At 45.9% G+C, this 23,490-nt stretch carries 30 protein-coding genes and 1 tRNA gene; 16 read left to right on the top strand and 15 right to left on the bottom strand.

Annotated elements, in window-relative coordinates:
- Nucleotides 1-235 precede the first annotated feature (235 nt).
- The 4 genes from VJB08_06625 to VJB08_06610 all read right to left on the bottom strand — a co-directional run bounded on the left by VJB08_06625 (nucleotide 236) and on the right by VJB08_06610 (nucleotide 3,669).
- A complete protein-coding gene (locus tag VJB08_06625; GenBank protein ID HLD43627.1) occupies nucleotides 236-1,417 on the bottom strand; it encodes a VWA domain-containing protein in 1,182 nt (393 codons plus the stop codon).
- Nucleotides 1,407-2,450, bottom strand: coding sequence for an AAA family ATPase (locus tag VJB08_06620; protein HLD43626.1), 1,044 nt, complete (start codon nucleotides 2,448-2,450; stop codon nucleotides 1,407-1,409). Before VJB08_06620 ends, VJB08_06625 begins: the two co-directional genes overlap by 11 nt.
- Nucleotides 2,451-2,855: 405 nt before the next feature.
- Nucleotides 2,856-3,227 carry a helix-turn-helix domain-containing protein gene (locus VJB08_06615; GenBank protein HLD43625.1) on the bottom strand — a complete coding sequence of 124 codons (372 nt, stop codon included), beginning with the start codon at nucleotides 3,225-3,227 and terminating at the stop codon, nucleotides 2,856-2,858.
- Between the two features lie 142 nt (nucleotides 3,228-3,369).
- Nucleotides 3,370-3,669, bottom strand: coding sequence for a PadR family transcriptional regulator (locus VJB08_06610; GenBank protein ID HLD43624.1), 300 nt, complete (start codon nucleotides 3,667-3,669; stop codon nucleotides 3,370-3,372).
- Between the two features lie 121 nt (nucleotides 3,670-3,790).
- Between VJB08_06610 and VJB08_06605 the strand changes: the two genes are divergently transcribed.
- From VJB08_06605 to VJB08_06580, 6 genes are all read left to right on the top strand, one after another.
- A complete protein-coding gene (locus VJB08_06605; protein ID HLD43623.1) occupies nucleotides 3,791-3,943 on the top strand; it encodes a hypothetical protein in 153 nt (50 codons plus the stop codon).
- Nucleotides 3,944-4,023: 80 nt separating this feature from the next.
- Nucleotides 4,024-4,653, top strand: coding sequence for an NAD(P)H-dependent oxidoreductase (locus tag VJB08_06600; GenBank protein ID HLD43622.1), 630 nt, complete (start codon nucleotides 4,024-4,026; stop codon nucleotides 4,651-4,653).
- 129 nt (nucleotides 4,654-4,782) lie between these two features.
- Nucleotides 4,783-6,129 carry a signal recognition particle receptor subunit alpha gene (locus VJB08_06595; protein HLD43621.1) on the top strand — a complete coding sequence of 449 codons (1,347 nt, stop codon included), beginning with the start codon at nucleotides 4,783-4,785 and terminating at the stop codon, nucleotides 6,127-6,129.
- A 51-nt stretch (nucleotides 6,130-6,180) separates the two neighbouring features.
- Nucleotides 6,181-6,831, top strand: a complete 651-nt coding sequence (locus VJB08_06590) for a hypothetical protein (GenBank protein HLD43620.1) — start codon at nucleotides 6,181-6,183, stop codon at nucleotides 6,829-6,831.
- Nucleotides 6,832-6,856: 25 nt separating this feature from the next.
- Nucleotides 6,857-7,156 carry a hypothetical protein gene (locus tag VJB08_06585; protein ID HLD43619.1) on the top strand — a complete coding sequence of 100 codons (300 nt, stop codon included), beginning with the start codon at nucleotides 6,857-6,859 and terminating at the stop codon, nucleotides 7,154-7,156.
- A gap of 172 nt (nucleotides 7,157-7,328) precedes the next feature.
- Nucleotides 7,329-8,069 carry a transglycosylase SLT domain-containing protein gene (locus VJB08_06580; protein ID HLD43618.1) on the top strand — a complete coding sequence of 247 codons (741 nt, stop codon included), beginning with the start codon at nucleotides 7,329-7,331 and terminating at the stop codon, nucleotides 8,067-8,069.
- Here the strand turns inward: VJB08_06580 and VJB08_06575 are convergent.
- The 4 genes from VJB08_06575 to VJB08_06560 all read right to left on the bottom strand — a co-directional run bounded on the left by VJB08_06575 (nucleotide 8,066) and on the right by VJB08_06560 (nucleotide 12,595).
- Nucleotides 8,066-10,417, bottom strand: a complete 2,352-nt coding sequence (locus VJB08_06575; GenBank protein HLD43617.1) for an alpha/beta fold hydrolase — start codon at nucleotides 10,415-10,417, stop codon at nucleotides 8,066-8,068. The two genes, VJB08_06580 and VJB08_06575, sit on opposite strands and share 4 nt — an antisense overlap.
- Nucleotides 10,418-10,460: 43 nt before the next feature.
- Nucleotides 10,461-10,898, bottom strand: a complete 438-nt coding sequence (locus VJB08_06570) for an HAD family hydrolase (GenBank protein HLD43616.1) — start codon at nucleotides 10,896-10,898, stop codon at nucleotides 10,461-10,463.
- Between the two features lie 135 nt (nucleotides 10,899-11,033).
- The gene (locus VJB08_06565; protein HLD43615.1) at nucleotides 11,034-11,690 is read right to left on the bottom strand and encodes a DUF6036 family nucleotidyltransferase; all 657 of its coding nucleotides are present in this window, start codon (nucleotides 11,688-11,690) and stop codon (nucleotides 11,034-11,036) included.
- A 26-nt stretch (nucleotides 11,691-11,716) separates the two neighbouring features.
- Nucleotides 11,717-12,595: a helix-turn-helix domain-containing protein gene (locus VJB08_06560; protein HLD43614.1), complete on the bottom strand. Its 879-nt coding sequence runs from the start codon at nucleotides 12,593-12,595 to the stop codon at nucleotides 11,717-11,719.
- Between the two features lie 285 nt (nucleotides 12,596-12,880).
- Between VJB08_06560 and VJB08_06555 the strand changes: the two genes are divergently transcribed.
- A complete protein-coding gene (locus VJB08_06555; protein ID HLD43613.1) occupies nucleotides 12,881-13,015 on the top strand; it encodes a hypothetical protein in 135 nt (44 codons plus the stop codon).
- On the opposite strand, the gene twy1 is transcribed toward VJB08_06555, so the two are convergent.
- The 4 genes from twy1 to VJB08_06535 are packed head-to-tail and all read right to left on the bottom strand — an operon-like array spanning nucleotide 13,012 to nucleotide 15,474.
- Nucleotides 13,012-14,028 (bottom strand): 4-demethylwyosine synthase TYW1, encoded by a 1,017-nt coding sequence (twy1, locus tag VJB08_06550; protein HLD43612.1) that lies wholly within the window; start codon nucleotides 14,026-14,028, stop codon nucleotides 13,012-13,014. The two genes, VJB08_06555 and twy1, sit on opposite strands and share 4 nt — an antisense overlap.
- Before the next feature lie 12 nt (nucleotides 14,029-14,040).
- A complete protein-coding gene (locus VJB08_06545; GenBank protein HLD43611.1) occupies nucleotides 14,041-14,481 on the bottom strand; it encodes a hypothetical protein in 441 nt (146 codons plus the stop codon).
- Nucleotides 14,474-15,211, bottom strand: coding sequence for a diphthamide synthesis protein (locus tag VJB08_06540; protein HLD43610.1), 738 nt, complete (start codon nucleotides 15,209-15,211; stop codon nucleotides 14,474-14,476). Before VJB08_06540 ends, VJB08_06545 begins: the two co-directional genes overlap by 8 nt.
- Nucleotides 15,205-15,474 (bottom strand): hypothetical protein, encoded by a 270-nt coding sequence (locus tag VJB08_06535; protein HLD43609.1) that lies wholly within the window; start codon nucleotides 15,472-15,474, stop codon nucleotides 15,205-15,207. The genes VJB08_06540 and VJB08_06535 overlap by 7 nt, the downstream gene beginning before the upstream one ends.
- A gap of 73 nt (nucleotides 15,475-15,547) precedes the next feature.
- Between VJB08_06535 and VJB08_06530 the strand changes: the two genes are divergently transcribed.
- On the top strand, nucleotides 15,548-15,901 hold the full coding sequence (locus VJB08_06530; protein ID HLD43608.1) for a hypothetical protein: 354 nt from the start codon (nucleotides 15,548-15,550) through the stop codon (nucleotides 15,899-15,901).
- On the opposite strand, the gene VJB08_06525 is transcribed toward VJB08_06530, so the two are convergent.
- Nucleotides 15,898-16,458, bottom strand: coding sequence for a DUF99 family protein (locus tag VJB08_06525; GenBank protein ID HLD43607.1), 561 nt, complete (start codon nucleotides 16,456-16,458; stop codon nucleotides 15,898-15,900). The genes VJB08_06530 and VJB08_06525 overlap by 4 nt on opposite strands.
- Before the next feature lie 54 nt (nucleotides 16,459-16,512).
- On the opposite strand from VJB08_06525, the gene VJB08_06520 reads away from it, so the two are divergent.
- The 3 genes from VJB08_06520 to albA all read left to right on the top strand — a co-directional run bounded on the left by VJB08_06520 (nucleotide 16,513) and on the right by albA (nucleotide 18,038).
- The gene (locus VJB08_06520) at nucleotides 16,513-17,502 is read left to right on the top strand and encodes an FAD-dependent oxidoreductase (GenBank protein ID HLD43606.1); all 990 of its coding nucleotides are present in this window, start codon (nucleotides 16,513-16,515) and stop codon (nucleotides 17,500-17,502) included.
- Between the two features lie 72 nt (nucleotides 17,503-17,574).
- Complete coding sequence (locus VJB08_06515; protein ID HLD43605.1) at nucleotides 17,575-17,763, top strand: 30S ribosomal protein S17e; 189 nt, start codon at nucleotides 17,575-17,577, stop codon at nucleotides 17,761-17,763.
- Nucleotides 17,760-18,038: a DNA-binding protein Alba gene (gene albA, locus VJB08_06510; GenBank protein ID HLD43604.1), complete on the top strand. Its 279-nt coding sequence runs from the start codon at nucleotides 17,760-17,762 to the stop codon at nucleotides 18,036-18,038. Before VJB08_06515 ends, albA begins: the two co-directional genes overlap by 4 nt.
- 3 nt (nucleotides 18,039-18,041) lie before the next feature.
- On the opposite strand, the gene VJB08_06505 is transcribed toward albA, so the two are convergent.
- A complete protein-coding gene (locus tag VJB08_06505) occupies nucleotides 18,042-18,737 on the bottom strand; it encodes a hypothetical protein (protein HLD43603.1) in 696 nt (231 codons plus the stop codon).
- Nucleotides 18,738-19,000: 263 nt separating this feature from the next.
- Between VJB08_06505 and VJB08_06500 the strand changes: the two genes are divergently transcribed.
- The 4 genes from VJB08_06500 to proS all read left to right on the top strand — a co-directional run bounded on the left by VJB08_06500 (nucleotide 19,001) and on the right by proS (nucleotide 22,557).
- Nucleotides 19,001-20,014: an ATP-binding protein gene (locus VJB08_06500; GenBank protein ID HLD43602.1), complete on the top strand. Its 1,014-nt coding sequence runs from the start codon at nucleotides 19,001-19,003 to the stop codon at nucleotides 20,012-20,014.
- A gap of 37 nt (nucleotides 20,015-20,051) precedes the next feature.
- Nucleotides 20,052-20,165 (top strand) — tRNA-Arg (locus VJB08_06495).
- Between the two features lie 230 nt (nucleotides 20,166-20,395).
- On the top strand, nucleotides 20,396-20,905 hold the full coding sequence (locus VJB08_06490; protein HLD43601.1) for a hypothetical protein: 510 nt from the start codon (nucleotides 20,396-20,398) through the stop codon (nucleotides 20,903-20,905).
- A 227-nt stretch (nucleotides 20,906-21,132) separates the two neighbouring features.
- A complete protein-coding gene (gene proS / locus VJB08_06485; GenBank protein HLD43600.1) occupies nucleotides 21,133-22,557 on the top strand; it encodes a proline--tRNA ligase in 1,425 nt (474 codons plus the stop codon).
- Nucleotides 22,558-22,626: 69 nt separating this feature from the next.
- On the opposite strand, the gene VJB08_06480 is transcribed toward proS, so the two are convergent.
- A complete protein-coding gene (locus tag VJB08_06480; GenBank protein ID HLD43599.1) occupies nucleotides 22,627-22,971 on the bottom strand; it encodes a hypothetical protein in 345 nt (114 codons plus the stop codon).
- Between the two features lie 131 nt (nucleotides 22,972-23,102).
- Here VJB08_06480 and VJB08_06475 point away from each other — a divergent pair.
- Nucleotides 23,103-23,490, top strand: a 388-nt coding sequence (locus tag VJB08_06475; GenBank protein HLD43598.1) for a hypothetical protein, incomplete at its 3' end; no start/stop codon positions are given.

Raw genomic sequence — 23,490 nt, 5'->3', positions numbered from 1 at the left:
AGAGCCTGAAAGCATGGACGTCAAAAGAGCTGCGGCAAAAGTTTGCAATTATCAGGCAAACGAGACCGGAAACAGAGGATTTCTGGGCGTCAAGCTATTACTGCGGCACAGCAGGCCATGTTTCAGCTGAAGTCGTGGCAAGGTACATACGGGAGAATTCAAGCAGGTATTGATGCTTCGCATCGTGGGCATCCATCTACCCCATTAACATGGGGGAGACTTAGCCCACTGTTGGTTAATTCAATGAATAATAATCCTCCAGCACGATCAGGTCCAGTCTCTTGCCCCCCTTGACAAGGTACAGTCTTCCTTCCCCGATCTCCACTATCCGCCTTGCAAGCAGTATTCCTTTTTCATCCAGGCCGATTCCAATCAGAGAAATGGAGATGTTGTTGTCATGGCAGAGAGAGGCTGCTTCCAGGACTTCCTTTTCCGGATCCTTGCCGGTAGTTGGCATGCAGTCAGTAACCAAAATGAGATGTTTCGTGGAATGGCCAGAGGGAAAAAGCTCGATGGATTTTTGGATGGTCTTCTGGATATTGGTTTCCTGGCTTGGCTTGATCCGGGTGATCTCCTCCACCAGGAGGGGGAAATCAAGGGTTGGTGAAACTGACTTTTTGATATGTTTTCCGAAGATAATCAGCCCCACTTTATCTCTCTCTGCAATGGCTTTGTAGCACAGAGCAACTCCGGCTTTCTTGCAGAGATCAATCTTCTCGCCTTTCATGCTCCCCGAAGCATCAAAGGCATAGATTACAGTTATCGCGCCCTTTGCCTTCTTTTCAAAGACCTTAAGATCCGCCTCAGAGAGTTCTCTATGGTTCCTTCTGATCGCCGCCTTGACAGACTTATGGATATCCAGGGAACGATAGAGGTCTCCCCTTTTGTAGTCTTTTGATTCCTCCTTGTCTCCGTAAAGCTTTCTCTTCTTGTGTACCTTCTCTCCGATGATGCCCTTCGGCATGAGCCGATCCAGCTCTTCGATGGTTAAGGTTAAGGAAGCGAGCTTGAGTCCATGGGATGTGGGAGCGTCAGTATCATCGAGAAGCCCCTGGTCTTTCATTTCATCAATATTCTTCTCAATCCTTTTCTTCAGTTCTCGCTGGAATTCAGGGACATTGATGTTCTTTCTGATAAAGCTCTCATCATATCCTGAGACCAGCCGGATAAAGGTTTCACCGTAGATCTTCCTCGCTTGAGAATAGTTTTGGACAAGATTCCTGAAAATGAGGTTGGGAGCAAACGCGCCTATCCCCCTATTGAAGCTGTCCCTGATAAGGTTCCCATGATCCTTTGTCTTCTGGTCTGCCTGCAGAACTGTCCTCATGAGTTTGTCTTCCTCCTGCTGGGGAGACAGCTTTCCAGATAGCTCCTGGATCTCAGAAAAAGAGCCTATGGGGCTTGTGTCAGAGGCCATCACCCTTTTGGGAAGAAGATGCCTCTCTGCCAAAATCAAACTTCTTTTCTCCCGCTGCTTCTATAAACTTCTGGAAAGACGTTTTTATAAACGCACTCGTAGTTTGCAGGTATTTTATCGATGGCTTTAATTCTATTCTGTGGCAGAGGACAGAAATGACCGCTTCTTCAATGTCCTCGAGATTGACTTTTTTCCTTCCAGAAAGCAATGCGTTGGATTGGCTGCGCTCATAAAGCCCTAATGATGCTCTGACAGATGGCTTTTTTTGAAGATTGGCATCATCCCGAAGATCATGGATAAATGCAGCTATCAGAGTCAGCAGCTTATCGGAGACTTCAGCAAGCTTTTTCCCTTTTGCAAGAATGATCGCCTTTTCTATCTCCACTGATTCAGGATAGCCCATGTAAATGAAATCAAACCTGTCTCCGAATACATCCGAGATGCGCTCAGTTGAGGAGTCTTCAGGGTTCATCGTTCCGATGAAGATGAAGTTTGCAGAGATATCCACTTCATAGCTTCCCAGGGTTGCCTTCTTTTCCTCCAACACCTGCAACAGGCTATTTTGCAGCTTTTCAGGGCATCTGTTCACTTCATCGAAAAAGAGGACTCCATTGTTTGCCCTGAAGATTTTTCCAGGATTGAAGGCTTCTAAGGATAACGGCCCGAATTTCAGGGCTTTGATGGGATCGATGTCCCCCAGAAGGTCTTCGGCAGTCAGGTCAGGTGATCCCTGGATCCGGATGAAACGCTGCTCGCCGGATATTTTTTTGGTGGCATGCCTTCCAGAGTGAGCTGCATGGATGCACCTTGGGCACAAGGGAGCTTTTGGATCACAATTGAAGTCGCAGTCATTGACAGTTATTGCAGGCAGGAGTTTTGCTATATTCTTTGCCAAGGTTGTCTTTCCAATCCCGGGAGGGCCGACAATGATAATATGCCTTTCAGTCATTAAAGCTGAGGAGACTTGCTTCTTCACCGCTTCCTGGCCCAGAATGCCAGGAAAGGACGTCTTCAATAGCTCGGCAGTGAACATAGTGGGGTAAAATAAGGGGGGTTTTATAAATCTTAAGCCTACGAAGGCTCAGTTGCAAGTCCGGCATCCTTTCTGCGAGCTTCTTTGCAGTCATGAGCGGTGCTGACAGAGGGTAGGCCCCTTCGGGGGTGTCAGCTGGAGCAGATGCAGGCACAAGCAAGCCTGATGCCGACTGACTTGCTACTGAGCCGCCTGCAAAGGCTGAAAATCACTCATCACGAAAACTGGAGCGAACTTGGACCAGTACAACGGTGGCAGCTGAGTAAAGACTCAAGCAAAAAACTGACAATTACACTTCGTCATCCTCATCATCAGGATTCATTTCATCGTAATCCTCATCATAATCATCCTGGTCTGCCATTCGGCCTCACCTCCCTTTTTGAGCCGCCAAGACAAAAGAAGTATTTAAAGATTTCTGAGATTCCAGGCAGTGATTGCCTGCAGGACATCCTTCAGCTGCTTTCCCTTCTCTGTGATGGCATATTCCGCCCTCACCGGAACTTCCGCATAGAGGGTTTTTTGGACTACGCCCATCCTCTCCATTGCCTTGAGCTTTCGGGACAGGGTTTTTGGCGATATGCTAGGAAGTTGCTTCTTGAGCTCTGAGAAGCGCATCGGCCGTGTCTCAGGCTTTTGTGTTTCTGAGTTCCACATCAGCTGCCGCAGCAGCCTCAGCGACCACGTATCGGCAAGGAGCTCAGCAGTCTTCTGGATAGATTGACCTACATTGATCTGCTCAGGATAAACAAGTTTCTGTGCTATTGACTTTTTTGGCATCATGGTTGAGGTAATGAGAGATTTATTTAAAGGTTGCGGATTATTGGAGTATGCCCCGAAGAGCCTTCAGCGATGCCGGAGCATGGCCTGATTTATAAATTTTTCGTTACTAAAGAGTGATAGTTTCAGAAGGCTTGCGCCCCTATCCGCAGCACCGTTTCATGTCATCGATGTCCTTGAACGTGCTGAAGAAGCTTTTGAGCAGGACGCTCAGCTCGAGCCTGCCTTTTTTGGTTATTGAATACACCTTCCCCTTATCACAAGACACCAAACCCTTTTCCTTAAGATCTTTTAACGCAGGGTAGATGGTTCCCGGGCTTGGCTTCGAGCCTTTTCTTGCTGAGATCTCGTTTGCTATCCCGGATCCGGTCATTTTTTTCTCGTGGATGATCCACAGAAGGAGAAGCGACAGAAACCCTTTCATTTCGCATTCTGGCTTCATAGGGCATACAGTGCTCCCAACGTATAAATACCTTTCGGAAAACCGATAGATAGAAAGATTTAAATATAAGTATCGGTTAACCGATATTGGAAAGCCGATAGCTTTCCGGAAAGGTGAAACCATGAACTGCGCCGGATGTGAATGCGAGGAAACCCCAAGACAATTTCTGACAAACGAGGAGAAGATTGAAAAGCTCCAGGAATATAAGAATTGGCTTGAGAAGGAAGCAAAAGGTGTGGCTGAGGCGATGAGTCGCATCAAGAAAGGCATGTAATTTTTTTATTTTTTTAACAGGCATATCATGGTTTTATAGATGGGAGAAGAATAGAAAGCAAGGCCACAGAGGTGAAGAGCATGGAGATTTTGGAAGCGCTGGAATGGAGATACGCGACAAAACAATTTGACCCGAAGAAAAAAGTCTCTGAAAAAGACCTTGATGAGCTTTTGAAGGTGCTCAACCTCTCTCCTTCATCGTTTGGCCTCCAGCCCTGGAAGTTCATCGTTGTGACTGACCAAGAATTGAGGGAAAGGCTCAGGGAGGCTGCATGGAATCAGCCGCAGGTCACAGACGCATCCCACTTGATTGTGCTCTGTGTGAGAACCGACCTCAATGAAGGCTACATAAGAAACTATATTGACTCAATTTCTCGGATTAGGAAGGTTCCTCGTGAGAAGCTGAAAGGCTACGAGGACACGATCCTTGGATTTAGGAAGGCTTTGACAGCTGAGCAGACACTCGCATGGTCAAAGAACCAAGTGTATATTAGCCTTGGCTTCCTGCTCGAGGCATGCGCCATGAAGAGGATCGATGCCTGCCCGATGGAAGGGTTTGATCCGAAGAAGGTTGATGAGTTGCTTGGATTGGAAGAGCAAAGCCTGGCATCAGTCGTGTTATGCCCCATAGGCTGCAGGTCCAAGAGCGACAGCCACGCAGATGAGAAGAAAGTGAGGTTTGATATTAAAAGTGTTGTTGTAAGGAGATAAGTTAGGGTAAAGGGTTCGTGGATGTTGCCTTTGCAAACCATAGAGTACGAAATGCGTTGTTAAGATGCGGCCTCTGCCATTTCAAGGCGAAGCCCAACCTTTATAAATCTCGCTTCCTTCGTAGCAGCCATGGTCTTAGAGCGGTTAGGAGAAAGCCTGAAATCAACGCTGCAGAAGATAGCCAAGGCAGTCTTTGTAGATGACCGGCTTGTGAATGAGCTGGTGAAGGATATCCAGCGATCCCTTCTGCAGGCAGACGTGAATGTGCAGCTTGTCTTTAATCTGACCAAAAGGATTAAAGAGAGGGTGCTGGAAGAGGAGGCCCCTGGGATTTCCAAGAAGGAATTCTTAATCACTGTGGTCTATGAAGAGCTGGTCAGGTTTCTTGGAGGAGAGGCAAAAAAGATTGAGATTGCTAAGAAACCCACAGTCATCATGCTTATAGGATTATTTGGAAGCGGAAAGACTACAACTGCCGGAAAGCTCGGCCATTATTTTGCAAACCGCGGCCACAAGGTCTGCCTTGTAGGCTTGGATGTGCACAGGCCTGCTGCCATGGATCAGATCGAACAGGTCGCTTCTGACGCAAAGCTCGTTGCATACATTGACAAGAAAGAAAAGGACCCTCTAAAGATCTACAGGAGAATCGAGCAGGAGCTGAAGGAGTTTGATGTGGTGATCATAGATACCGCAGGAAGGGACAAGTTAAGCACAGATTTGATTGAGGAGATTGAAAAGGTAAAGGAGGCAGTGCAGCCGGATGAGAGATTGCTGGTAATCTCTGCAGATATCGGCCAGACAAGCCATGCCCAGGTTACGCAATTCCATGCAAGCTGCGGCCTTACTGGCATCATTGTCACAAAGATGGACGGCACTGCAAGGGGAGGGGGCGCATTGACTGCATGCGCAGTGAGTGGAGCTCCGATTAAATTCATCGGAGTCGGAGAGAAACTCAATGACCTGGAGAGCTTTAATCCAAAAGGTTTTGTTGGCAGGCTTCTGGGCATGGGGGATTTGGAAGAACTGCTCGAGAAAGCAAAGGTCGCCATGTCTGAAGAAGAGGCGCAGGATCTTGGCCAGCGATTCCTGAAAGGCGAATTTACGTTGATCGACCTCTACGAGCAGATGCAGGCGATGAAGAAGATGGGCTCATTGAGAAAGCTTGTGGAGATGATCCCTGGCTTTTCCCAGCTTCAGCTCCCAAAGGAGGTGCTTGATGTCCAGGAAGGGAAGCTTGGATTATGGAAGACTGCAATGGACTCCATGAACCAGAATGAGCTGGAGAACCCGGAAGAGATCGATGCCGGCAGGATTGAGCGCATTTCCAAGGGCTCAGGAGTCTCTGCCCAGAACATCCGCGAGCTGGTGAAGCAGTACAAGCAGGGAAAAAAGATGGCCAAGATGATGAAAGGCTCAACGGATATGGGCAAGATGATGAAGAAGATCGGCGGGATGAAGAACATGAGATTTGGGTGAGATGTTTGCTAAGGCTTTTAGTTTATAAAGAGCCCCGCATTCTCCTTGATTGTGGAGAATCTCACCCAAGGGCTGCCAAGAAGTGAGCTATGGCAGCAGGCAGTGCAAGGTTCGCTCTTTTTGTCAGAGCTGTACGCGAGACCGACCCGGGATTTTTGGGAAGAGTTCCGGAAATATAAACATGAGTGGGATGAAACCGGCAATGCAGGTATTTCAGAATCCATTCTCCCAAAAAGGATGCTTGAATTAACTGATTTTATTGACACAAGAATTGAATTCTTATTTTATAGGGATGAAATGGCTGAAGTGGAAGGATCGTGCAGGAGTATTTATGAATTCTTTGAGGGATGGAACGATACGAGAGGAAAAGGTTTTCCTATTTTAGATCTCCTGCCCCTCGGGATTGAAGGAAAAAAGGTCTTGGAGGTTGGTTTTTCTGGTGTTGATTATGATGAGCATCATGAATATGACTTTAGGGATACATTTGCGTATGAAGCCCAACAAAGATGTGCGGTCTCTACAGCCCTTGATAAAGAAGTCCCTGCCCCATATCTAAATGCTCCTTTTTGCATTATTGAAGCTGATATGCATCGTCTCCTTGAAAAAGAGACGCTTGAAGATACGTATGATATCATTTTTATGGGAAACGTGTTTAATAGCCCCCAGTTTTCAAGCGCCTTGGATCTTTCGCGACCCTCTTGAAGTTCCTCGGGAATTTATTAAGGAGATGAAAAAAAGGGTAAAATCAGCAATTGATAATCTTTGGCCTTACCTCAATGCAGAAGGGCTATTCATAGCAGAGTCTCATTTAGGAAACAACGGGTTTCCTGACCTCATCCTGCTCGTCTTTGAGGATATGCTTAAGCTAACCCCTTATGTTATGAACACAAGTCTTCCGGCACCGAGGGATTTTGAAAGGGTGAAAAAAGTTCCGGGTAACCCGGGAGATTTCTTTGTTGAGCATTGGAAGGGCAGCAATGATTCAGCAGTTATTGCGTACAAGAATGGAGGGGGTAAAGAGAGGTAAATGGACCTTCATTTTCTAAATGAATCCTTTGAAATCCCGGCTGTCAGGATACTAAATCAGTTATATTTTTCTTCCATACCAGCATAAAGTAAAAATTCACAATAGATTGTATTGGCAAATTTAATATAAGATTCTGAGATTTGCAGGAGTAGCCTGCAAGGCATTCAAGAAAATGCGTTCTTTACCAAAAAAGATAGTAACTGCCATGATACTGCTTGCTGGAGCAGCGCCCGGTGAGCAAGCCTGGGAAATGCCGCCTCCTGAAGCAGCCATTACAAGTTCGCAGCAGGAGATCTCTGAGACTGCCCAATCACCAGAGATTCTTCCGGAGATCTCCCCGTTTGGGGTGGAATATGTTTCTGAGCATGTGAGATCTCAGGCCATTAGGCTTATCGGGCAGTACAGGTCCTATTATACAGAGGATCCTGAAGGAATCTCAGACTTTCAGGCCAGATATGCTGCTGCAAGAGAATTCCTTCCCCTCATACAGGAAAACAGCCAGGCATATCGTGTTCCCATTGAGATCGCTCTTGGGGTATTTATGCAGGAAGCCTTGAGGAGTGATGAAACCTCGCCTAAAGGCGCAAGGGGATTCTACCAGCTTATGCCAGATACTGCACGCAGCTATGGGCTTAAGATTGGGAGGCATATTGATGAAAGAGTAATCCCCAGATCTGCAATCCAAGCGGGAATCCAGCACCTTGGAGACCTTGAGGAGAAAACTGAGTCCTGGGCTGACGCCCTTGCAGCTTATAACATGGGAGAAACAAGGCTGAGAAAGCTTAAGAGAGAGTATGGTGTCAACGCTACGTTTTGGGACCTTGCATTTGGTGCAGGAAAAGTCCCGGAAGAGACAAAGCAGTATGTTCCGAAGGTATATGCAACTGTCGAAGCCCTCAGAAATTTGCGTTAGTTCTCGGTAGTATTGGTAATATTAATTCCTCTCCTGAGTACACTGGAAATCGCCTGATAGACTTCAGGATACTTGTCGATGTTCAGCAGATCAGAATGCAGGCCTGCCTTGAAGGTGTCATCACAGTTTCCTTCTACAATGGAGGATTCTGCTCCTTCCAGTTTGGAGCTGTCCAGAGTTACAATTCCATCTCCTAGGCCTCCATCAGTGTCGCAGCCGATGCCTGAGATCGTGACAACCTTGACGTCCTTTATCTTATTGTTCGGATCGTTGAGCTTTTTTAACAGGATGGAATCTTGGTACATGTCCTCGCATTCTCGTTTCTCTCCGAATAGCCTGCAGAACTTCTTGGCAGAGCCTTCAATGCCGTGATTCGGGGTTGCTATGAGCACCATATTGTCCACCGATTCCTCTCCAAAGATGTCAAGGTATCTTCTTGAGACTAAGCCCCCCATGGAATGCGCAACGATATTGACTTTAGGCTTTCCTGTCCTGAATTTGACTAATTCTATGATATCCTTTAGCCTGATTGCATAGGTGTCTATGTTATCTGTGCTTCGGGTTATGTGGATGTATTTTCCAAGAGAGTAGAAATAATCAAAGTAATAGGACGCTTTCAGAGCAATCGGAGTGCCTGAAAGCCCCCAGTCATTTGCAGAGTAGTCAGACTGGTTGAAATCAAAGATGACCGTGCCTCCGTTCAGATACCCATCCTCCTGGAGCTGATACTGGATACGGTTGAAGATATCAATAACTGGCTCAGGAGAGGTGCTTCTGAGCAGAGAGTGGCCATGAATCAGGAGCACAGGGAAGGAGCTTGGGTCGTTTCTGCATTCAGGAGTGGTGCAGCAGGGAGAGCATGATCCCCGTACGCAACAGACAGGAAGATTTTGGGAAAGCTCGTTAAGGATGACAAGCGAGGTTGTTATATTTTGGGGCTCTTTGCTTTCGGAGATATCAGGGAGGGTTGTGTTGAGATCAGGGATAGATGTCGCATTTACGCAAAAATTAGTATAATACTCCAGGGATTGGTTTGAGGGAGTGATCTTAATTGAGGTTTCGCCTGTCTCGAAATAGGATTCTGCCGGAGGAGTTCCTGGGATTGGGTAGGCAGTTGTATCATATTCTGTAAGGATCTTATTGAGGTCTAAGCAGGGATCTCCTACAAGAAAATCGCAGAATCCCAGGCTGCACTTCTTCTGGAATTCAGATGCTGCAAGGTTATTTCCCTCTTCCCTTGTCTTATTTCTTAGTTTAGAAAGGGTTGCATTGAATTCATTTATTTGGGTTGTCAGGTTGGCTATCGCAGAATCAAAATGAGCCAATGAGGTATATTGATTCTCAGTGAGATTCGATTGTATCCAAGACAGCTTGGAGAAGGTTGTGTTGAAGTCCTTTCTCAAAGAATGATTTTCAGGAGAGAAGTGGATAGCCTGCTTGGCAAGGTTTGAATTACTGAATATCATATTTTTCAATTGGTTATACTGTGTTGTGAGATCATTTTGGGTTTCTCTGGATGATCTGACCTGCTCAAGGAATGCTGTTGACTGGTCAAGCAATGTTGAATCCTTCACTGTTTTGGCATAGAAGGTCTGCAAGACTGTGTATTCCTCATCAGACCAGAGGCTGAAGATCTCGTCTGTCTGGATCATCGTTTCATTGAGCCCTGTGTTGAGCTGTTCCAGCTTTGCGTTGAGGATGGCATGGTCAAGAAGGCCGGGTATAAGCTGTGCTGCTGTCTGGAGATAGCCTGCTGCTGTGTTGATGTCTGAGAAGCTTTTCTGAAGAGAAGGCTGGATGCCTTGATTTATCATCTCTTCTCCAGGAGAAAGCCTGAAGTTCAGGGTGATAAAGGAAGATTTCTGGCGGAGCGGGCTGTCGGTCCTGCAGAGAAGGGATTTCTGGTTGGAGCATTCCACCTCAAAGTTGTAGATTTTCTGGCCTGTGCCTTTTGGCTTTGGCGTGAGGGTATAGCTCTTTACAATCCTGTCCTTCCTTCCGAGAGAAAAGGATGCGGCATCAAGGATCTTGTCCTCGCTTCTGTCATGAAAGGTGGCGGAGCAGGAGGCTGTGCAGAAGCGGCTGTTGTCTGAAGTGATTTCGAAGGTTATTGGCTGCTGCTCCTGGTTTGTTATTGTAAAGGAGCGGTCAGAAGGGGAGAGGCCCACAATAAGGCTGTCCCTCAAAGCAAACCGTATCCTCATGCCGGTTATAAACAGGATTGCTGAGATGAGGAGCACTGCTATGACTGAGATGGTCACTATTCTTTTCCAGTTTCGCTTGATGGACTTCTCTCCTGCGTGGATTTCTTTTTCTATCTCTCGTTCCACCCTTCGCAATGGCCACATACGCTGGTATTGAGAAGAAGGATATTTATAGGTTGTGGTGGTCTCAGACAATCCTCTTCAATTCAGCCAGAGAATAAATGACATGGTCAGGATCAGCATCAGGCAGTTCGTCTGCGTACTTCCCTTTCTTGAGCCAGATTGTTGTTGCTCCTGTCCGCCTGCCAAAGGAGACGATCTTTTTGGCCTTGTCATCAACAATCGCAACCTCCTCAGGCTTAAGGCCCCAGTGCTGGATGATCTTCTCAAAGATCTGGTCCTTTTTTTCTTCCTGGAATTCCGCAAGGTCAAAATAATGGCTTAAGTTATGCTTGCTGATAAGGTCGAGCTTTTCCTCCCGGTTTCCTCCCTCAAGATTGGATGCCAAGGCTAAGCGAGTCTTCTGCTTGTAATGCTCTAAGATATCCTTTGTTTCAGCAAACAAGGCTCCGTTTTCCTTGTCCCAGAGCGTCCGGTTCCAGTCGAAGATGATGGCTTTGATCACGGCAGAAAAGAGAGATTATGAGGCATTTATATATTTGCCGTTAAAGTTTGATGGTGGTACAGTCATCTTCTCGTCATCTCCGCTTTACCCCCTATTGTATTAGGTCAAGGAGCTTATTTCTTCCTAAACTTTCTTCTAAGAAGAATGCATTTTCTCGTAATCGTCAAGATAATCTTCTCTCAGCCTGTCGATTTTGTCCATTATTGGTATCTTGATGCCTCGCTCAAGAAGAATGTCCATTCTTTCTCCTATGTAGGTTATCCATACTTTGTTTCCAGAAGTCTGCATCTGCTTGTTTATTTCGTCAAGCATTCCGTCCCAATCAATTGCACTCTGAGTTAAAGAAATGCAATCAGCAATATCCCCCTCACGCTCGGTGAATGTTTTAAACAAGAATATGTCTGTTGTTGAACATAAAGAAACTGTTAGCTGGGTTAGCCCTCTTACTTTTTGAGATCGTTTCTTCATGCCAGCAGAAAGAAGAAATCCTTTGCACACAGTCCTTTGGAATAAGTCTATCCTGAAATCTCCTTTTATAAATATCTGATTGAGATCAGATTTTTTGTAGTCTGTTGAAGGAAGCTTTGTCGTGAATCCTGTTGCCTTGAGCGCTTTTTCTGTTGCAATGAACTCCTTCCGGCTGTCAACAATAATGTCCACGTCTTTTGTGCTGATCTTTAGGCCATGGTACAGCAGGACAGCTCCGCCGATTACATAGAAATGCGCCTTCCTGTGCAGTGTTTTGTCTAGCTCATTAAACACGTCATCCAGTTGGTCAAATTTTGATAGCAAAAGATCACCTCATGATTCTTTTGGGGTTAAAGCTTATTCTGAATTTTAATATCATAAACATCAGCTCTGTCTTTTATTTCCTCAAGAGTTGGATAGTAGGTTACTTGTTCGCCCCGCAGAACTTTATTAAGGTTGTCAATTATCTCGTGTTTGATATCTTTAAGGTCATTTTTGTGCTTAAGATAGAAAAGCGCAATGAGAGTAAAATCTCTTGCATCTCCTTCTTTCTCTGCCCTATACAGAGAATGCAGAAATACGTCCTGCTTTTTCAGAGTCTTTTTTGGAAGGTAATAGGTGTAATCCACAGGAAGCAATTTGATGCCGAATTGCTCATAAGCTGAAAAGCCAGTCAGGCTAGCGTCGCATTCAACCTTAGTTGAGAAAACGATCTCATTCTCATTTTTGTAGTAAATGACTGCTCCTGACGGGGATCTTTTGTCAGCAGTTTCCTCGTATTTTTTTAGTTCGATGAAGAACTCTTTAACTTTCGGCCAGATTTTCTCATTAAGAACGTATTTTTCCTCTGGTGTGTTTATGAAGCTGTTTCTTGTGGCTTCCTTTAATTTGTAGAAAACAGTGCTTCTTTTGATGCCCGTTTCCTTGATTATTTGAGGAACTGATTTAGGCTCAAGAATTGCCGTAAATAGCTTTATGCCGCACCCAGAGAGGTTATCAATAATATTTGGCCGTCTTGAGAGCTCCTGGAGAAGAATGTTCATATGAGTGTTCTCTGAAGGAGCGATTATGCCATTTTCGAGTGTTGCGAATCCTTTCTTGTCGAGGCTTTTTAGGATTCGGTATATCTGGCTTTGATCTTTATGCAGAGCTAAAGCTAGTTCAGAGACCTGCCTTTTCCCTAAGGCTACTTGCCATAACACCTTCAGCTCTGTTTTTGAAAATCTCATAGGTCTAATAAAATACCATTACTATTTAAATGTTTCGTATTTTTATGGACTTCTAACATGTATCGCCCGATGATGTATGTGAAAGGGGAGAGCAGATTTGATTTTTTGGTGCAGAAGACCTTTCATAAAGTAATAACCCCCCCCTAAACATGAGAGAAGTATGCGAAGCTGCTTCATGAGGCTGGGAAAAAGAGAGAGTAACTCTTTTACCGTATTCCATAACGACTAAACGTTCCTTGTCTGCTTTTCAATGCCTTTATATACTTCATCCTCCTCTGACCAAGTATGCCCTGCTCCTACCTCAAAGAATTTGTAACCTATGCAGAAGAAGCGCGCTTAGGAGTGAGTTCTTTTGACGTTATCAGAGAAGTCTGTCCGAAATGCAAATATAAGGAAATGTGTGATCTTTCTTCTATCTAACCATTCGGCATAATCTTCGGTGAAGAATACTCCTCTGCCTTTGCATGCCCTTTGGCTGCCAGCTCAAGAAACTTTGGAAAATCAATATACTGCCCAGGCATTGCCTTTCGCATGAAGCAGACAACACGCGACTGCGGGTGCTCTCCTACAATCGTGTAGTCAGGCAGCAATTCTGCGAATTTCTTTGACCAGATGCGGATGTCTTCATGCAGCGGCATGTTCTTTCGTTCAAGAAACATTCGGGATGCTCCAACATGCATATAGCCTTTTACTTCAATAAAATCCGGTTTCCCTCTTTCAATCATCTGTTTGTATCCTTCAAGGTCATCATCATTCACTTCCTTGATTATCGTTAATCGTATGCAGGTTCTGAACTCCTTTTTTGCCATGACATCAAGGCTCTTCAGCATCCTTTCATAGTAATCCTTGAATAATGGCCTGTCAACCTCTTTGAGCTTTGCCTTGCTTGGCGCATCTACTGAAATGTAGAGCTGGGTGACGCATTTGAGTTTTTCTATCTGCTCAGGAAATTGGGCATTAGTTACCAGAAAAGTTGAGATCCTCCTCTTGTGGAACTCCTCCAGAATCTCGTTGATCAGAGGGTAGGAGATTGGCTCGCCTGTTAAAGAGAGAGCAACATGCCTGATGTCCTTCATTTGTTTGACTGCTGTCTTGCTGGCATTTGGATAACCCTTGAATCCATCAAGCAAGCCGAGGTGCTTCTCTAACGCTTCATTAATGATTTGGGCAGGCGGATCAATAGACCCATACCAGGTTTTTGAGACAGGAGCCTTTTCTCCTCTCCAGCAAAAGGTGCATTTGTTCGCGCAGAACATCGAGGTGGTCATCTGCATGCATTGATGCGACCTGATTCCGTAGAAAGCAAACTTGTAGCAGCCGCCTTTTCCCCTGATCATGCTCTTTGTCCAGCCGCACACCTTGACAGCTGAATGATTGCCTACCATCCGGTACTGCTGCTTTTCAAGCTCTCTCACTTGGGGAAGGCTGAGCATAGCTGAAAAAACTCATTCTTTGTTTAAAAGTTTTATGGAGGAGCGGTAGGAAAGCGCTTCGTCAATCCTGTTCGTTTCTTTAAATTCCAAATACTCAGCAATCGCTCTGCTAAAAACCGCTTCAGCTGTAGGTGCTGGAATGGTTGGAGGATCAATAACGAGGGCCGCACCGATACGATTAAGAGAGATCTCTGGAGATTTGCCTTTTGAGTACATCACTCTGGAAGGAGTATTCGCAGAGCTTGAATCATAAACCGCAAGAGTTTCGAGCAGCGAGCGATAAGAGCCATAGGTGCGGATAAGCAGTACCTGCTGAGGTTTATCGCCTACCATCTCCACACTGAACCTATAGTCTTTGTTGCCGCTTCCATTGCGCTTACTGGTAGAAAAGGTAAACCCAATCCTTGCCTCCAGCGATTTCGGAGTCAAAAATAGGTTGACCACATCACCCATACTTCATCACCGCCTTCTCAGGTGTAAAAGCGTCATTGATGTTGATTAATGGCTTGGTGTAATGCACAAGATCGTCAAATCCTATTCGCGGGCAGGCTGTATTGACCCATGCTTCAACAAAAGGAAAGTTTTCCATCTGAGAAAGATCAATAGTGTCATCAACAAAGATGAAGGATTCTTTGCCTTTGGCTTTTAGCTCTTTTTGCAATACTGCGGCATTTTTTAAGTAACTCTGGCCTGTTTTGGTTGAGACCAGGATTCCTATCTTCTCAGCAGCCATGAATTTTATCAGATTTGCCTTGTAGGTTTTTATCTGGGCTTCGATGTCTTTTCTTGTTATTTTTTTTACTGCATTATTGATGGGATCAAAAATAACGATATCCTTTGGGTTCTTTGAGCCAAGCTGGCAGAATAAGAGGGCTTTTGGGTGGAAAAGGCCGTCTCCAATGTAAAGGATGATATCTGCTTTTTTGAAGATGTCCTTGCCAGAGAAGGAATCCTGGAAACAGTCGCAGCCAAGTAATTGATGGTTGCCAGAGGTTCTTTTGCCATGAGAGGTTAGTATCTCTTTTTTTGTGGTTTTTAATTGATGGATAACCTCGTCTAATTGAATAAATTGGACTGATCCAAATAATGCAATTTTCCTGAAGGGCTTTAATGCTGCCAACGCTTCTTCTGACAGCCTGAATGGCTTCCTGTAAAAAGCCTCCACAAGCATAAAGTCTACCATCCTTTCACATCCTTGATATAGGTATTGTGGCCGAAGGCTACCACCAAGGATACGCCTAAGGATTTGATTGACAACGGCAGGTCGCAGGCGCCAAAACATGAGCCGAACCAGATTAGGCATTCTGCATCGGTTTCTGATTCTATGGTTTTTACCAAATCCCTGGCCTGCGGCTTGATGCCATCGGCTAATTGAAGAAGGATTCGCTTATGGCCTTTCTCCTTGATCTCTTTGATGATTCTTTGCTCGTCCAAGTCATAATCCATGGGAAACAGGAATAATGGTGGGTTTTTAAATGGTAGGGTGCAAATTTATATAATCCCTGAGATTATCCCCCTTATGGAAGAACAGTTATACTCGTTTCCAATGGAGGAACAGTTTCTGTTAGGCAAAAAGCATATTGGAACAAAATTCCTTCTTGAAGGCGGCTCTGAAGGCCTTGTTGCCAGGCTTCGCTCAGGCCCTGCTGTTCTTATCCACCGGCAGGGAGAAAAGACGGGTAATCAGTGGATAGATTATGCCCAGAACTTCCCTTTGCCAATTGAAATGCACCAGATGGAAGGCGAAAAACTGGAGATTATCAGAAGGGAAGGACCCAGAAATGTCATCCGGCCAGAAGGCGCAACAGTTGTCCCCTACTGGACCCAACCATATAAAAGCCTAGATGCCCAGCTGAAGCAGGCAGGGCTTTAAGCCCTTCCCTTGCTTTCTCCTTTCACAACCCCTGCTGCGATGATGTGGGCTGCTCTAATTGGCTCCGGAAGGTAGGAGCGGGTGCAGGTTATTTTGAGGGTCTCTTCTGCTGCTTTGAGGGTCATGCCTTTGATCTGGATATAGATATTGCCGGCCTTATGGATTGCGCCTGCCTTCTCGATGAGTGTTACGGCTTTCTCTTTTTTGAGTTTTGTTAAGATTGTCTTTATCTTTAGAAGGTCGGGGTATTTACGGATAACAACCATGACTGGGATTTTTGTTTTTTTATGCAGTGCGTGGATATCTATAACATTAAAGCCGCCTAATGCAATCCCATCAAGGATGACGCAACGCAGCTGAGGCTTGAATTTTGATTTATTGATCATTTCGATGAGTTTCTTTGTTGCATCAGTTCCATCAACGGCCACAGTTGTTGACATGACGCCGTCCAAAACCGTGCCTCCTCTGAACACAGTTCCTATCACCAGGATCCGTTTCTGGCTGAATTTGTCAAACGGAGAGTCATCGATGCCGAGGATGCGGATTTCAGGCTTCATAAGAACGAAGTGTTAAACCAAATATTTATATATTCCCATCCCTGCCCACCAAGCATGCCAAAAGACATACCTGACATCAAGCCCGGAAAGCCGAAAGAAAAGACGCTTTATGAGGTTATTATTATCGGCGGAGGCTGTGCTGGGCTTGCGGCTGCGATGTACTCAGGGAGGTTCCAGCTCAAGATCCTCCTTGTTGCAGAAAATCTCGGAGGAGTGATCACCTTAACGACTGATGTAGAAAACTACCCGGGGTTTCCAAGCGTAACAGGCCTCGAGTTAGCAGGAGCACTGGAAAAGCATATGCGGAACTACCCCCTTGACTATGCTGATGAGAACGCAACAAGGATTGAGAGGAAGAAAGATGGAAGCTTCAAGGTGGCCACAGCAAGTGGGGCATACTGGGGAAAAACCATCATTTTTGTGACAGGAAGTGAATGGAAAAAACTAAATGTTCCAGGAGAGAAAGAATTCACAAACAAAGGTGTGCATTACTGCGCACTCTGTGACGGAGCATTTTACAAGAATAAAGTTATTGGTGTTGTCGGAGGGGCTGACAGCTCTGCAAAAGAGGCTTTATTGCTTACCCAATGGGCGAAAAAAGTGTATATCATTTATCGCGGCGAAGAAATCCATCCTGAGCCCATCAATATGAAGCGGGTGGAACAGAACAGGAAAATCACAGTCATCAATAACACAAATGTTGTAGAGATCAAAGGAAAGGAAAAACTGGCTCATGTTGTTTTTGACAAGCCTTACAAAGGATCAAAGGAATTCAAGCTTGACGGCCTCTTTGTTGAGATCGGCCATATCCCCTTAAGCCGGCTTGCGAAAGAGATCGGAGTCAGGTTGAATGCAAAAGGAGAGATCATCATTGATCGGCTCGCATCAACAAATATTGAAGGCTTCTATGCAGCAGGAGATGTTGGTGATTCTGAGTTCAAGCAGGCCATAACAGGAGTTGCTGAGGCAGTAAATGCCAGCTACTCTGCAAATGAGTATATCAGCAAGAGGACAACGCCATATACGGAATACAAGAAAGGCTGAAGCCTTAAATCGCATCAAAAACATATCAAATTCTACCACAATGTTTATAAAGAATGCGAGATTAGGCAGCCTATGGGCAGAATCAAGACACAGCTCGTCAAGCGGATGAGCAATAAGACTATAGAAAGCCATAAGGACGAGCTGAGCAAGGAATTTAATGCTAATAAAAAGCTTGTCGACCAATACATAGAGGGCCCAAGCAAGAAGATTCGGAATGGAATTGCAGGATATATTACGCGCTTGATGAAAAAAGAAGCATGAGCGACAACGCAGTCTTTATTGGAAACAAGCCACTCATGAACTATGTCACAGGTGTTGTGATGCAGTTCACCGCGAAAAACGCTTCTCAGGTCATTGTCAAGGCAAGAGGCAAGTTCATCAGCCGCGCTGTTGATGTTGCCGAGGTTGCCTCAAAGCGGTTTTTGGAGAACCAGATCGCAGTCAATAGCATCCAGATTAATTCTGAAGGCTTCCAGAACAGGGAAGGAAGGGATGTCCGGGTTTCTACGATTGAGATAACCCTTGGCAGGCGTTAAGACTTATGTAAACGTCAGTGTAACCTTGTCTGATGCAAGAACCTTAACTTCCTTAGAATCGTCAAAGCTTTTTTTATCGATGAGGTCTATCTGCACAATCTTTGCCTTATCGAGATTATAGAGGTTGATGCGCTGGTCTGAAGGAAAAAGGATAGTCTTCGTGATGCTCTGGCCTGCAGCGAGCGTTGCCAGCGTTGTCCTATCCCCGCCTTTGCGTGCATTAATCTTATTTTCATCAGTCTCACCAACATCATACGCGTGGAACTCGACTAAGAGGTTCTGGGCTGCGCCGAACCCATTGGTGACAGAAAACCTGACTTGGCTGATCACTGCCTTTTCTGTGTCTCCTGACTCTTTAATCTCATAGAGCGGAGCTGTGAGCTTGACTTCAAGCTTGCCGGAAAGGGATTCAGAAGCCTCTGATGCAGTCTCTCCAGAGGCATCTGAAGCATTAGAAGCTGGCTCTTCAGCTGGGCTGGCTTCCTCTGGAGTTGTTTCTGTCGATGATTCCTCAAGCGCCGATTCAGCGGATTCTGTAGATTCAGGCTGGCTGCCAGTCAGGAGATCATTGTATTTTTGGTAGTATTCATTATACTGGCCATAGTAAAAATAGGCATAGTAGGCTAATCCTAAGATCACAAGGATGCAAAGAGAGAACTTGACTCTGGAGGGCGTGACTCTAACGACAATCTGCTTCATGTGAATTTACAAGGAGGGAGTGTATTTAAAGTTTTCTACGCAGCCCGCTCTGTAGAAAGTCGGCGTTGCCACCCTTCCGCGAGGCTGTTGAATGCAAAGCATAAACTGAGTTGAGGGGGAAGTCCCTTACGGGGACGAATGTCGATTATCACAGATATAGATACCATGTGCGAACTCGATGGTAACCCGAGCATTGCGAGGATTTCGCACCAACCTCTACGCAGCCCAAAACATTTATAAACAAACTCCCCTCCAGGAAATCTATGGCATTTATCCGCTTTTCTTGGGAGCCTGACCCTCTTGAAGAGCCTCTGTTCACCCTGCGCCTGGGAAGAGAGAATTGGCAGGTTAAGATGCCTTCATTCAAGCCGCAGTTTAGGAAAAAGATAGACAGCGAGCTGGTCCTGGATTGGATCAGTGAGTTGGGATTCAAGCAGAACCCCTTTGAAACAGGCGTCATGCTGCCTGCCTCAGAATATATCGCAGATTGTGCAAGGGAAAAAGAGAAGATCAACCTGTTCCTCGTGAACAAGTACCGCTTTGGCAAGATCACGGGAGAAGAAGGATCAGGGAAAACAATACTGCTGATGTGGCTGTCAGAGCAGTTGCAGGGATATGGATCAAAGCTCATGTCCGTGTTTATTGATGCCAGACAGATCGGGCAAGACTCGCTCCTTGATGTCCTCTTCGAGAAGGCAACCGGCTTCAAGCGGAAAGCCGTTGACTCTGGTGAAGAGAAAAAGAAGGCGATCAAGGATCGGCTGAAAGGAAAGCGCCTTGTGGTGCTGATTGACAACCTGGAATACCTGTCAAAAGGAAACATGAGCATGGCAGAATCACTCTTAGAAAGCATGGATATTCAAATCATTGCAACAAGTGTAGGGAATGCCGGCAGCATTGATGAGAAGGACAGCCTCCGCCTGAAGATCGGAAGCCTGGATCCTGAGGCAATGAAAGAAATGGTTGAAAAGCGCGTCAGAGGGTGTGGAGGCACAGGATTAACTCCATTCAGCGAGAGGCAGCTTGACAGGATCTATAAGGCAGGAGCAAAGAACCCAAGACAGCTCCTCAAGATCTGCAACAAAAAAGCAATCGAATTGGCAGTGAAGCGCATGAAGGAGCCGTACGCAGAGGCTGACGAGCCTGAAACTGAGCAGCCCCGCAAAGGAGGCTCATACAGTATTACTGAAGTGAGGAGGAACAGCGACGAAGATGTTGTGATTCGCGGAACCGGAGAGAAAGCCAGGAAAGACTATGTGATCAAGAAGGTGAAGTAGAAAGCAATAAATAGTGTGCATTCTTTTTCTTGAATAGGGGCCCGTGGTGTAACGGATAGCACAGTTGGCTTCGGTAAGCAATCACGATGAACGAAAGGGAGGTATTGCTTGGATATACCAACAAATCCGGGTTCGAATCCTGGCGGGCTCATTTGTGTAAAGTAAACTTCACAAGTTCTGTATGCCTTTACAAAGGCTTAATCGGGCTGCCATCGGCTCGCCTGAACTTTCCAAGGTACAAAGCTGACATCCCCGTAGGGACATCCCCCGGTCAGCTGTGCATAGAGCTGTAAAGAGGCTCGCAAAATTGATGGCAGCCTCCTTTTGGGTGGAGCCAATGATGGGAAAAGGTATAAAAAGGGTGTCTACCATCAAACGTGTATGGCCAGGCATCCGTGGTTCAGGCTTTTCCTCATATCACTGGTGATTTTTCTTGCAGGAAGTGGCCTGAGCTTGTATAGCGGGCTGATCGAGTCTGAAAGCCAGGTCTCTGCTGAACTCGTGAATTCTGCAGGTGTCTATCTTAGCCTTATTGCCGTATGCGCATTTCTCATTTCCATCATCATGCCCTTGCGCAGGAAAATCAAGGAGAAACGAGGCAGGTTACGCAGGTTTTTTGGGATTGCTGTCGCCAAGTTTTTTGTGATTATCTTCATCATTGCAGTTTTTTCGATTATCCATGGAGTTCCAACCTACACCAATCCGCTCTGCAAGCCGGGAGAGTCTTGCAGGCAGATTTGGGGGTTTGTCCCAGTCTCGGTCATCGTTGCAAATCTTGATGCTATTGCCCCCAGCATGTACATTGACTGGGGATCGTTCTTGGTCAGTTTCCTGATTCTGTATTTGGTGGCATTGATCATTCTGTATGTGTACACAATCATTTCTGAATAAAAGGAGAGTGTGAAACTTTGATGAGACTGCGTTCAAAATCTCTTCGGGTTGCCATCGGCTCGCCTGAGCTGTCTAAGGAATAAAGCTGACATCCCCGAGGGGGCAAGTCCCCCTGTCAGCTGTACATATACATATAGAAGAGGCTCGCAAGAATGACGGCAACCTTCATTTTGAACGCAGCCTTTTGATGAGCAACCTTTAAATAACTCATACAATCTCAGGAGAGCATGGTTGAGAAAGCCATAGGCATCACTGCCCCAAAGTCCAGGCTTGACGAATGGTATCCCCAAGCAATCGTCAAGGCCGAGATTGCCGATTATTCCCCTGTAAAGGGGTGTATGGTGATCAGGCCGCACGGGTATGGGATGTGGGAACATATTCAGCAGTATTTTGACGGGCGGATAAAGAAGCTAGGAGTGAAAAACGCCTATTTCCCCCTGTTCATACCGGAATCCTTCTTCAAGAAAGAAGCACAGCATGCAGAGGGGTTTGCGCCTGAGGTTGCCTGGATTGCGAACAGTGAAGAAGGTGAACGCCTTGCCATACGTCCAACCTCAGAAACAATCATGTATGATATGTATTCAAGATGGATTCGGAGCTATAGGGATCTTCCCCTCAGAATCAACCAGTGGGCAAATGTTGTAAGATGGGAGACCAAAGCCACAAAATTATTTCTGCGGACCAGGGAGTTCCTCTGGCAGGAAGGCCATTGCGTGTATGAGACTGATGAAGAATGCGCAAAAGAGACCCGGCTCTATCTTGAGGAATATCAAAAGCTGTGCGAAGAAGTACTTGGAGTGGCTGTGATTGCCGGCAGAAAGACTGAGCATGAGAAGTTTGCAGGAGCAAAGTACACGCTGTCTGTAGAAGCCTTCATGCCTGACGGTAAAGGGCTGCAGATGGCTACTTCACACCACCTCGGACAGAACTTTGCAAAAGCCTTCGGCATATCCTATTTGGGAAAAGATGAGGAGGCTCATCTTCCTTACCAGAATTCCTGGGGGATCTCAACAAGGACTATTGGGGCAGTTATTATGGAGCATGGCGATGATAAGGGGGTCGTAATCCCCCCAGCAATTGCTCCCATCCATTGCGTGGTTATCCCGATCCTGTTTGGCAAGCATGATGAGGCAATTCTGCAAAAAGCAAAAGACATTCAGAAAAAGCTCAAGTGGCTTCAGGTTGAGCTTGATGACCGGAAAGGGTATACCCCGGGATGGAAATATAATGAATGGGAGATGAAAGGTGTCCCTCTTAGAATTGAGATTGGGCCGAAGGATATTGAGAAAAACTGTGTTGTTGTCATCCGCCGCGATACTGGAGAAAAACAGGATGTTGCCTGCAAGGACATTGTCTCTTATGTTAAAGCCTGCCTTGAGGATATCCAGAAATCTATGCTCAGGAAATCAAAAGAAAGGATGGCAAAGAGCATTGTTCACCCACAGAATTGGGAGGAAGTTGTGAAGGCATTGGATGAAAGGAAACTGGTGCTTGGCCTCTTCTGCGGCAAGATCGAATGCGAGGCAGGGATCAAGGAGAAGACCGGAGCCACATCCAGGAACATCCCGTTTGACCAGAAAGGCCAGGCAGGGAAATGCCTGCACTGCGGGAAAGAGACTTCTACTGAGATTTATTTCAGCAAGGGGTATTAGCTGCAGATAAAGGATGCCACGTTCCCAGGATCAAGCGAAACGGAGCGGGAGAAGTTAAGACTGTGGCCTTTAATTCAACGAGGGATCAGGATTCGTTTCTAATTGTTTTGCCAAACCTTGTTTATGAAGTTGAAGAACTCTTTGTTGCAGATCTAATGGGACATCCTTATGCTCATCTGGATACGCGTCCCACCAACACTCAAGCCCCCAGATATAACCCCCAGACTCTGTAAGAGTTAAAGGATTCCCTTGTGCACCAGAGCTAGTTTTCCAAGTATGCGGGAATTCATACAACCCTAAACATACCCCAAACTCTCCATCTAATTTACAAGAGATGCCATAATCAGCTGGGTCCCTGCAATCTTCTATTATCCTAACATTGAATGGTTTTGAATAGTCTATTTCCTCTGCCATTTTCGGTAGGATGTTTGACTAGTTTAAAAGGATTTGGGTTAGAGGATAGAGTCGAGGAAGTAAGCCCAAGAAAAAACGGACACTGCACAGACAGTGGGAGATTTTATATACTGCAAGGGCAAAGAAGGGCCATGAACAAGGATAGAGTGGGGCAGAAGCTGGTGTTTCTGAGCATCTTCTTGCTCTCAGCCGTGGTATTGCTGACTATTTACGATGGGCATCCCACATTTGTAGGGCAAGCATCTGAGCCTGAAGAAGCCATTCCAGAAGAGCCCTCCCTTGGGCTGCCGGATACGTTTGTTCTTCTGTATATGCCTTTTGTGGATGACCAAGTTGTCCTTATCGGAACAGGATTTAACGATTCATTTAAGATGGTTGTTGGCGGAAGGAGGTACGACCTTGTGCATGCAGGACCAAATTTGTTCTATGTGAATCTAGACCAGAGTATCACAGAGGATACACGCGCATTTATCATCCAGGAAACTGAGGAGGAAGAGAAGAGCATGGAAAAGGAGGGAC

Source organism: Candidatus Nanoarchaeia archaeon (assembly GCA_035290625.1).
Lineage (GTDB): Archaea > Nanobdellota > Nanobdellia > Woesearchaeales > DATDTY01 > DATDTY01.
This window is presented reverse-complemented; position numbering and strand designations above follow the sequence as displayed.

Bases quoted from the DNA above. Each gene is read 5' to 3' on its own strand.
- VJB08_06625 (HLD43627.1), bottom strand. From the start codon at position 1,417: ATGGCCTCTGACACAAGCCCCATAGGCTCTTTTTCTGAGATCCAGGAG.
- VJB08_06620 (HLD43626.1), bottom strand. From the start codon at position 2,450: ATGTTCACTGCCGAGCTATTGAAGACGTCCTTTCCTGGCATTCTGGGC.
- VJB08_06615 (HLD43625.1), bottom strand. From the start codon at position 3,227: ATGCCAAAAAAGTCAATAGCACAGAAACTTGTTTATCCTGAGCAGATC.
- VJB08_06610 (HLD43624.1), bottom strand. From the start codon at position 3,669: ATGAAGCCAGAATGCGAAATGAAAGGGTTTCTGTCGCTTCTCCTTCTG.
- VJB08_06605 (HLD43623.1), top strand. From the start codon at position 3,791: ATGAACTGCGCCGGATGTGAATGCGAGGAAACCCCAAGACAATTTCTG.
- VJB08_06600 (HLD43622.1), top strand. From the start codon at position 4,024: ATGGAGATTTTGGAAGCGCTGGAATGGAGATACGCGACAAAACAATTT.
- VJB08_06595 (HLD43621.1), top strand. From the start codon at position 4,783: ATGGTCTTAGAGCGGTTAGGAGAAAGCCTGAAATCAACGCTGCAGAAG.
- VJB08_06585 (HLD43619.1), top strand. From the start codon at position 6,857: ATGAAAAAAAGGGTAAAATCAGCAATTGATAATCTTTGGCCTTACCTC.
- VJB08_06580 (HLD43618.1), top strand. From the start codon at position 7,329: ATGCGTTCTTTACCAAAAAAGATAGTAACTGCCATGATACTGCTTGCT.
- VJB08_06575 (HLD43617.1), bottom strand. From the start codon at position 10,417: ATGTGGCCATTGCGAAGGGTGGAACGAGAGATAGAAAAAGAAATCCAC.
- VJB08_06560 (HLD43614.1), bottom strand. From the start codon at position 12,595: ATGAGATTTTCAAAAACAGAGCTGAAGGTGTTATGGCAAGTAGCCTTA.
- VJB08_06555 (HLD43613.1), top strand. From the start codon at position 12,881: ATGCCCTGCTCCTACCTCAAAGAATTTGTAACCTATGCAGAAGAAGCG.
- twy1 (HLD43612.1), bottom strand. From the start codon at position 14,028: ATGCTCAGCCTTCCCCAAGTGAGAGAGCTTGAAAAGCAGCAGTACCGG.
- VJB08_06545 (HLD43611.1), bottom strand. From the start codon at position 14,481: ATGGGTGATGTGGTCAACCTATTTTTGACTCCGAAATCGCTGGAGGCA.
- VJB08_06540 (HLD43610.1), bottom strand. From the start codon at position 15,211: ATGGTAGACTTTATGCTTGTGGAGGCTTTTTACAGGAAGCCATTCAGG.
- VJB08_06535 (HLD43609.1), bottom strand. From the start codon at position 15,474: ATGGATTATGACTTGGACGAGCAAAGAATCATCAAAGAGATCAAGGAG.
- VJB08_06530 (HLD43608.1), top strand. From the start codon at position 15,548: ATGGAAGAACAGTTATACTCGTTTCCAATGGAGGAACAGTTTCTGTTA.
- VJB08_06525 (HLD43607.1), bottom strand. From the start codon at position 16,458: ATGAAGCCTGAAATCCGCATCCTCGGCATCGATGACTCTCCGTTTGAC.
- VJB08_06520 (HLD43606.1), top strand. From the start codon at position 16,513: ATGCCAAAAGACATACCTGACATCAAGCCCGGAAAGCCGAAAGAAAAG.
- VJB08_06515 (HLD43605.1), top strand. From the start codon at position 17,575: ATGGGCAGAATCAAGACACAGCTCGTCAAGCGGATGAGCAATAAGACT.
- albA (HLD43604.1), top strand. From the start codon at position 17,760: ATGAGCGACAACGCAGTCTTTATTGGAAACAAGCCACTCATGAACTAT.
- VJB08_06505 (HLD43603.1), bottom strand. From the start codon at position 18,737: ATGAAGCAGATTGTCGTTAGAGTCACGCCCTCCAGAGTCAAGTTCTCT.
- VJB08_06500 (HLD43602.1), top strand. From the start codon at position 19,001: ATGGCATTTATCCGCTTTTCTTGGGAGCCTGACCCTCTTGAAGAGCCT.
- VJB08_06490 (HLD43601.1), top strand. From the start codon at position 20,396: ATGGCCAGGCATCCGTGGTTCAGGCTTTTCCTCATATCACTGGTGATT.
- proS (HLD43600.1), top strand. From the start codon at position 21,133: ATGGTTGAGAAAGCCATAGGCATCACTGCCCCAAAGTCCAGGCTTGAC.
- VJB08_06480 (HLD43599.1), bottom strand. From the start codon at position 22,971: ATGGCAGAGGAAATAGACTATTCAAAACCATTCAATGTTAGGATAATA.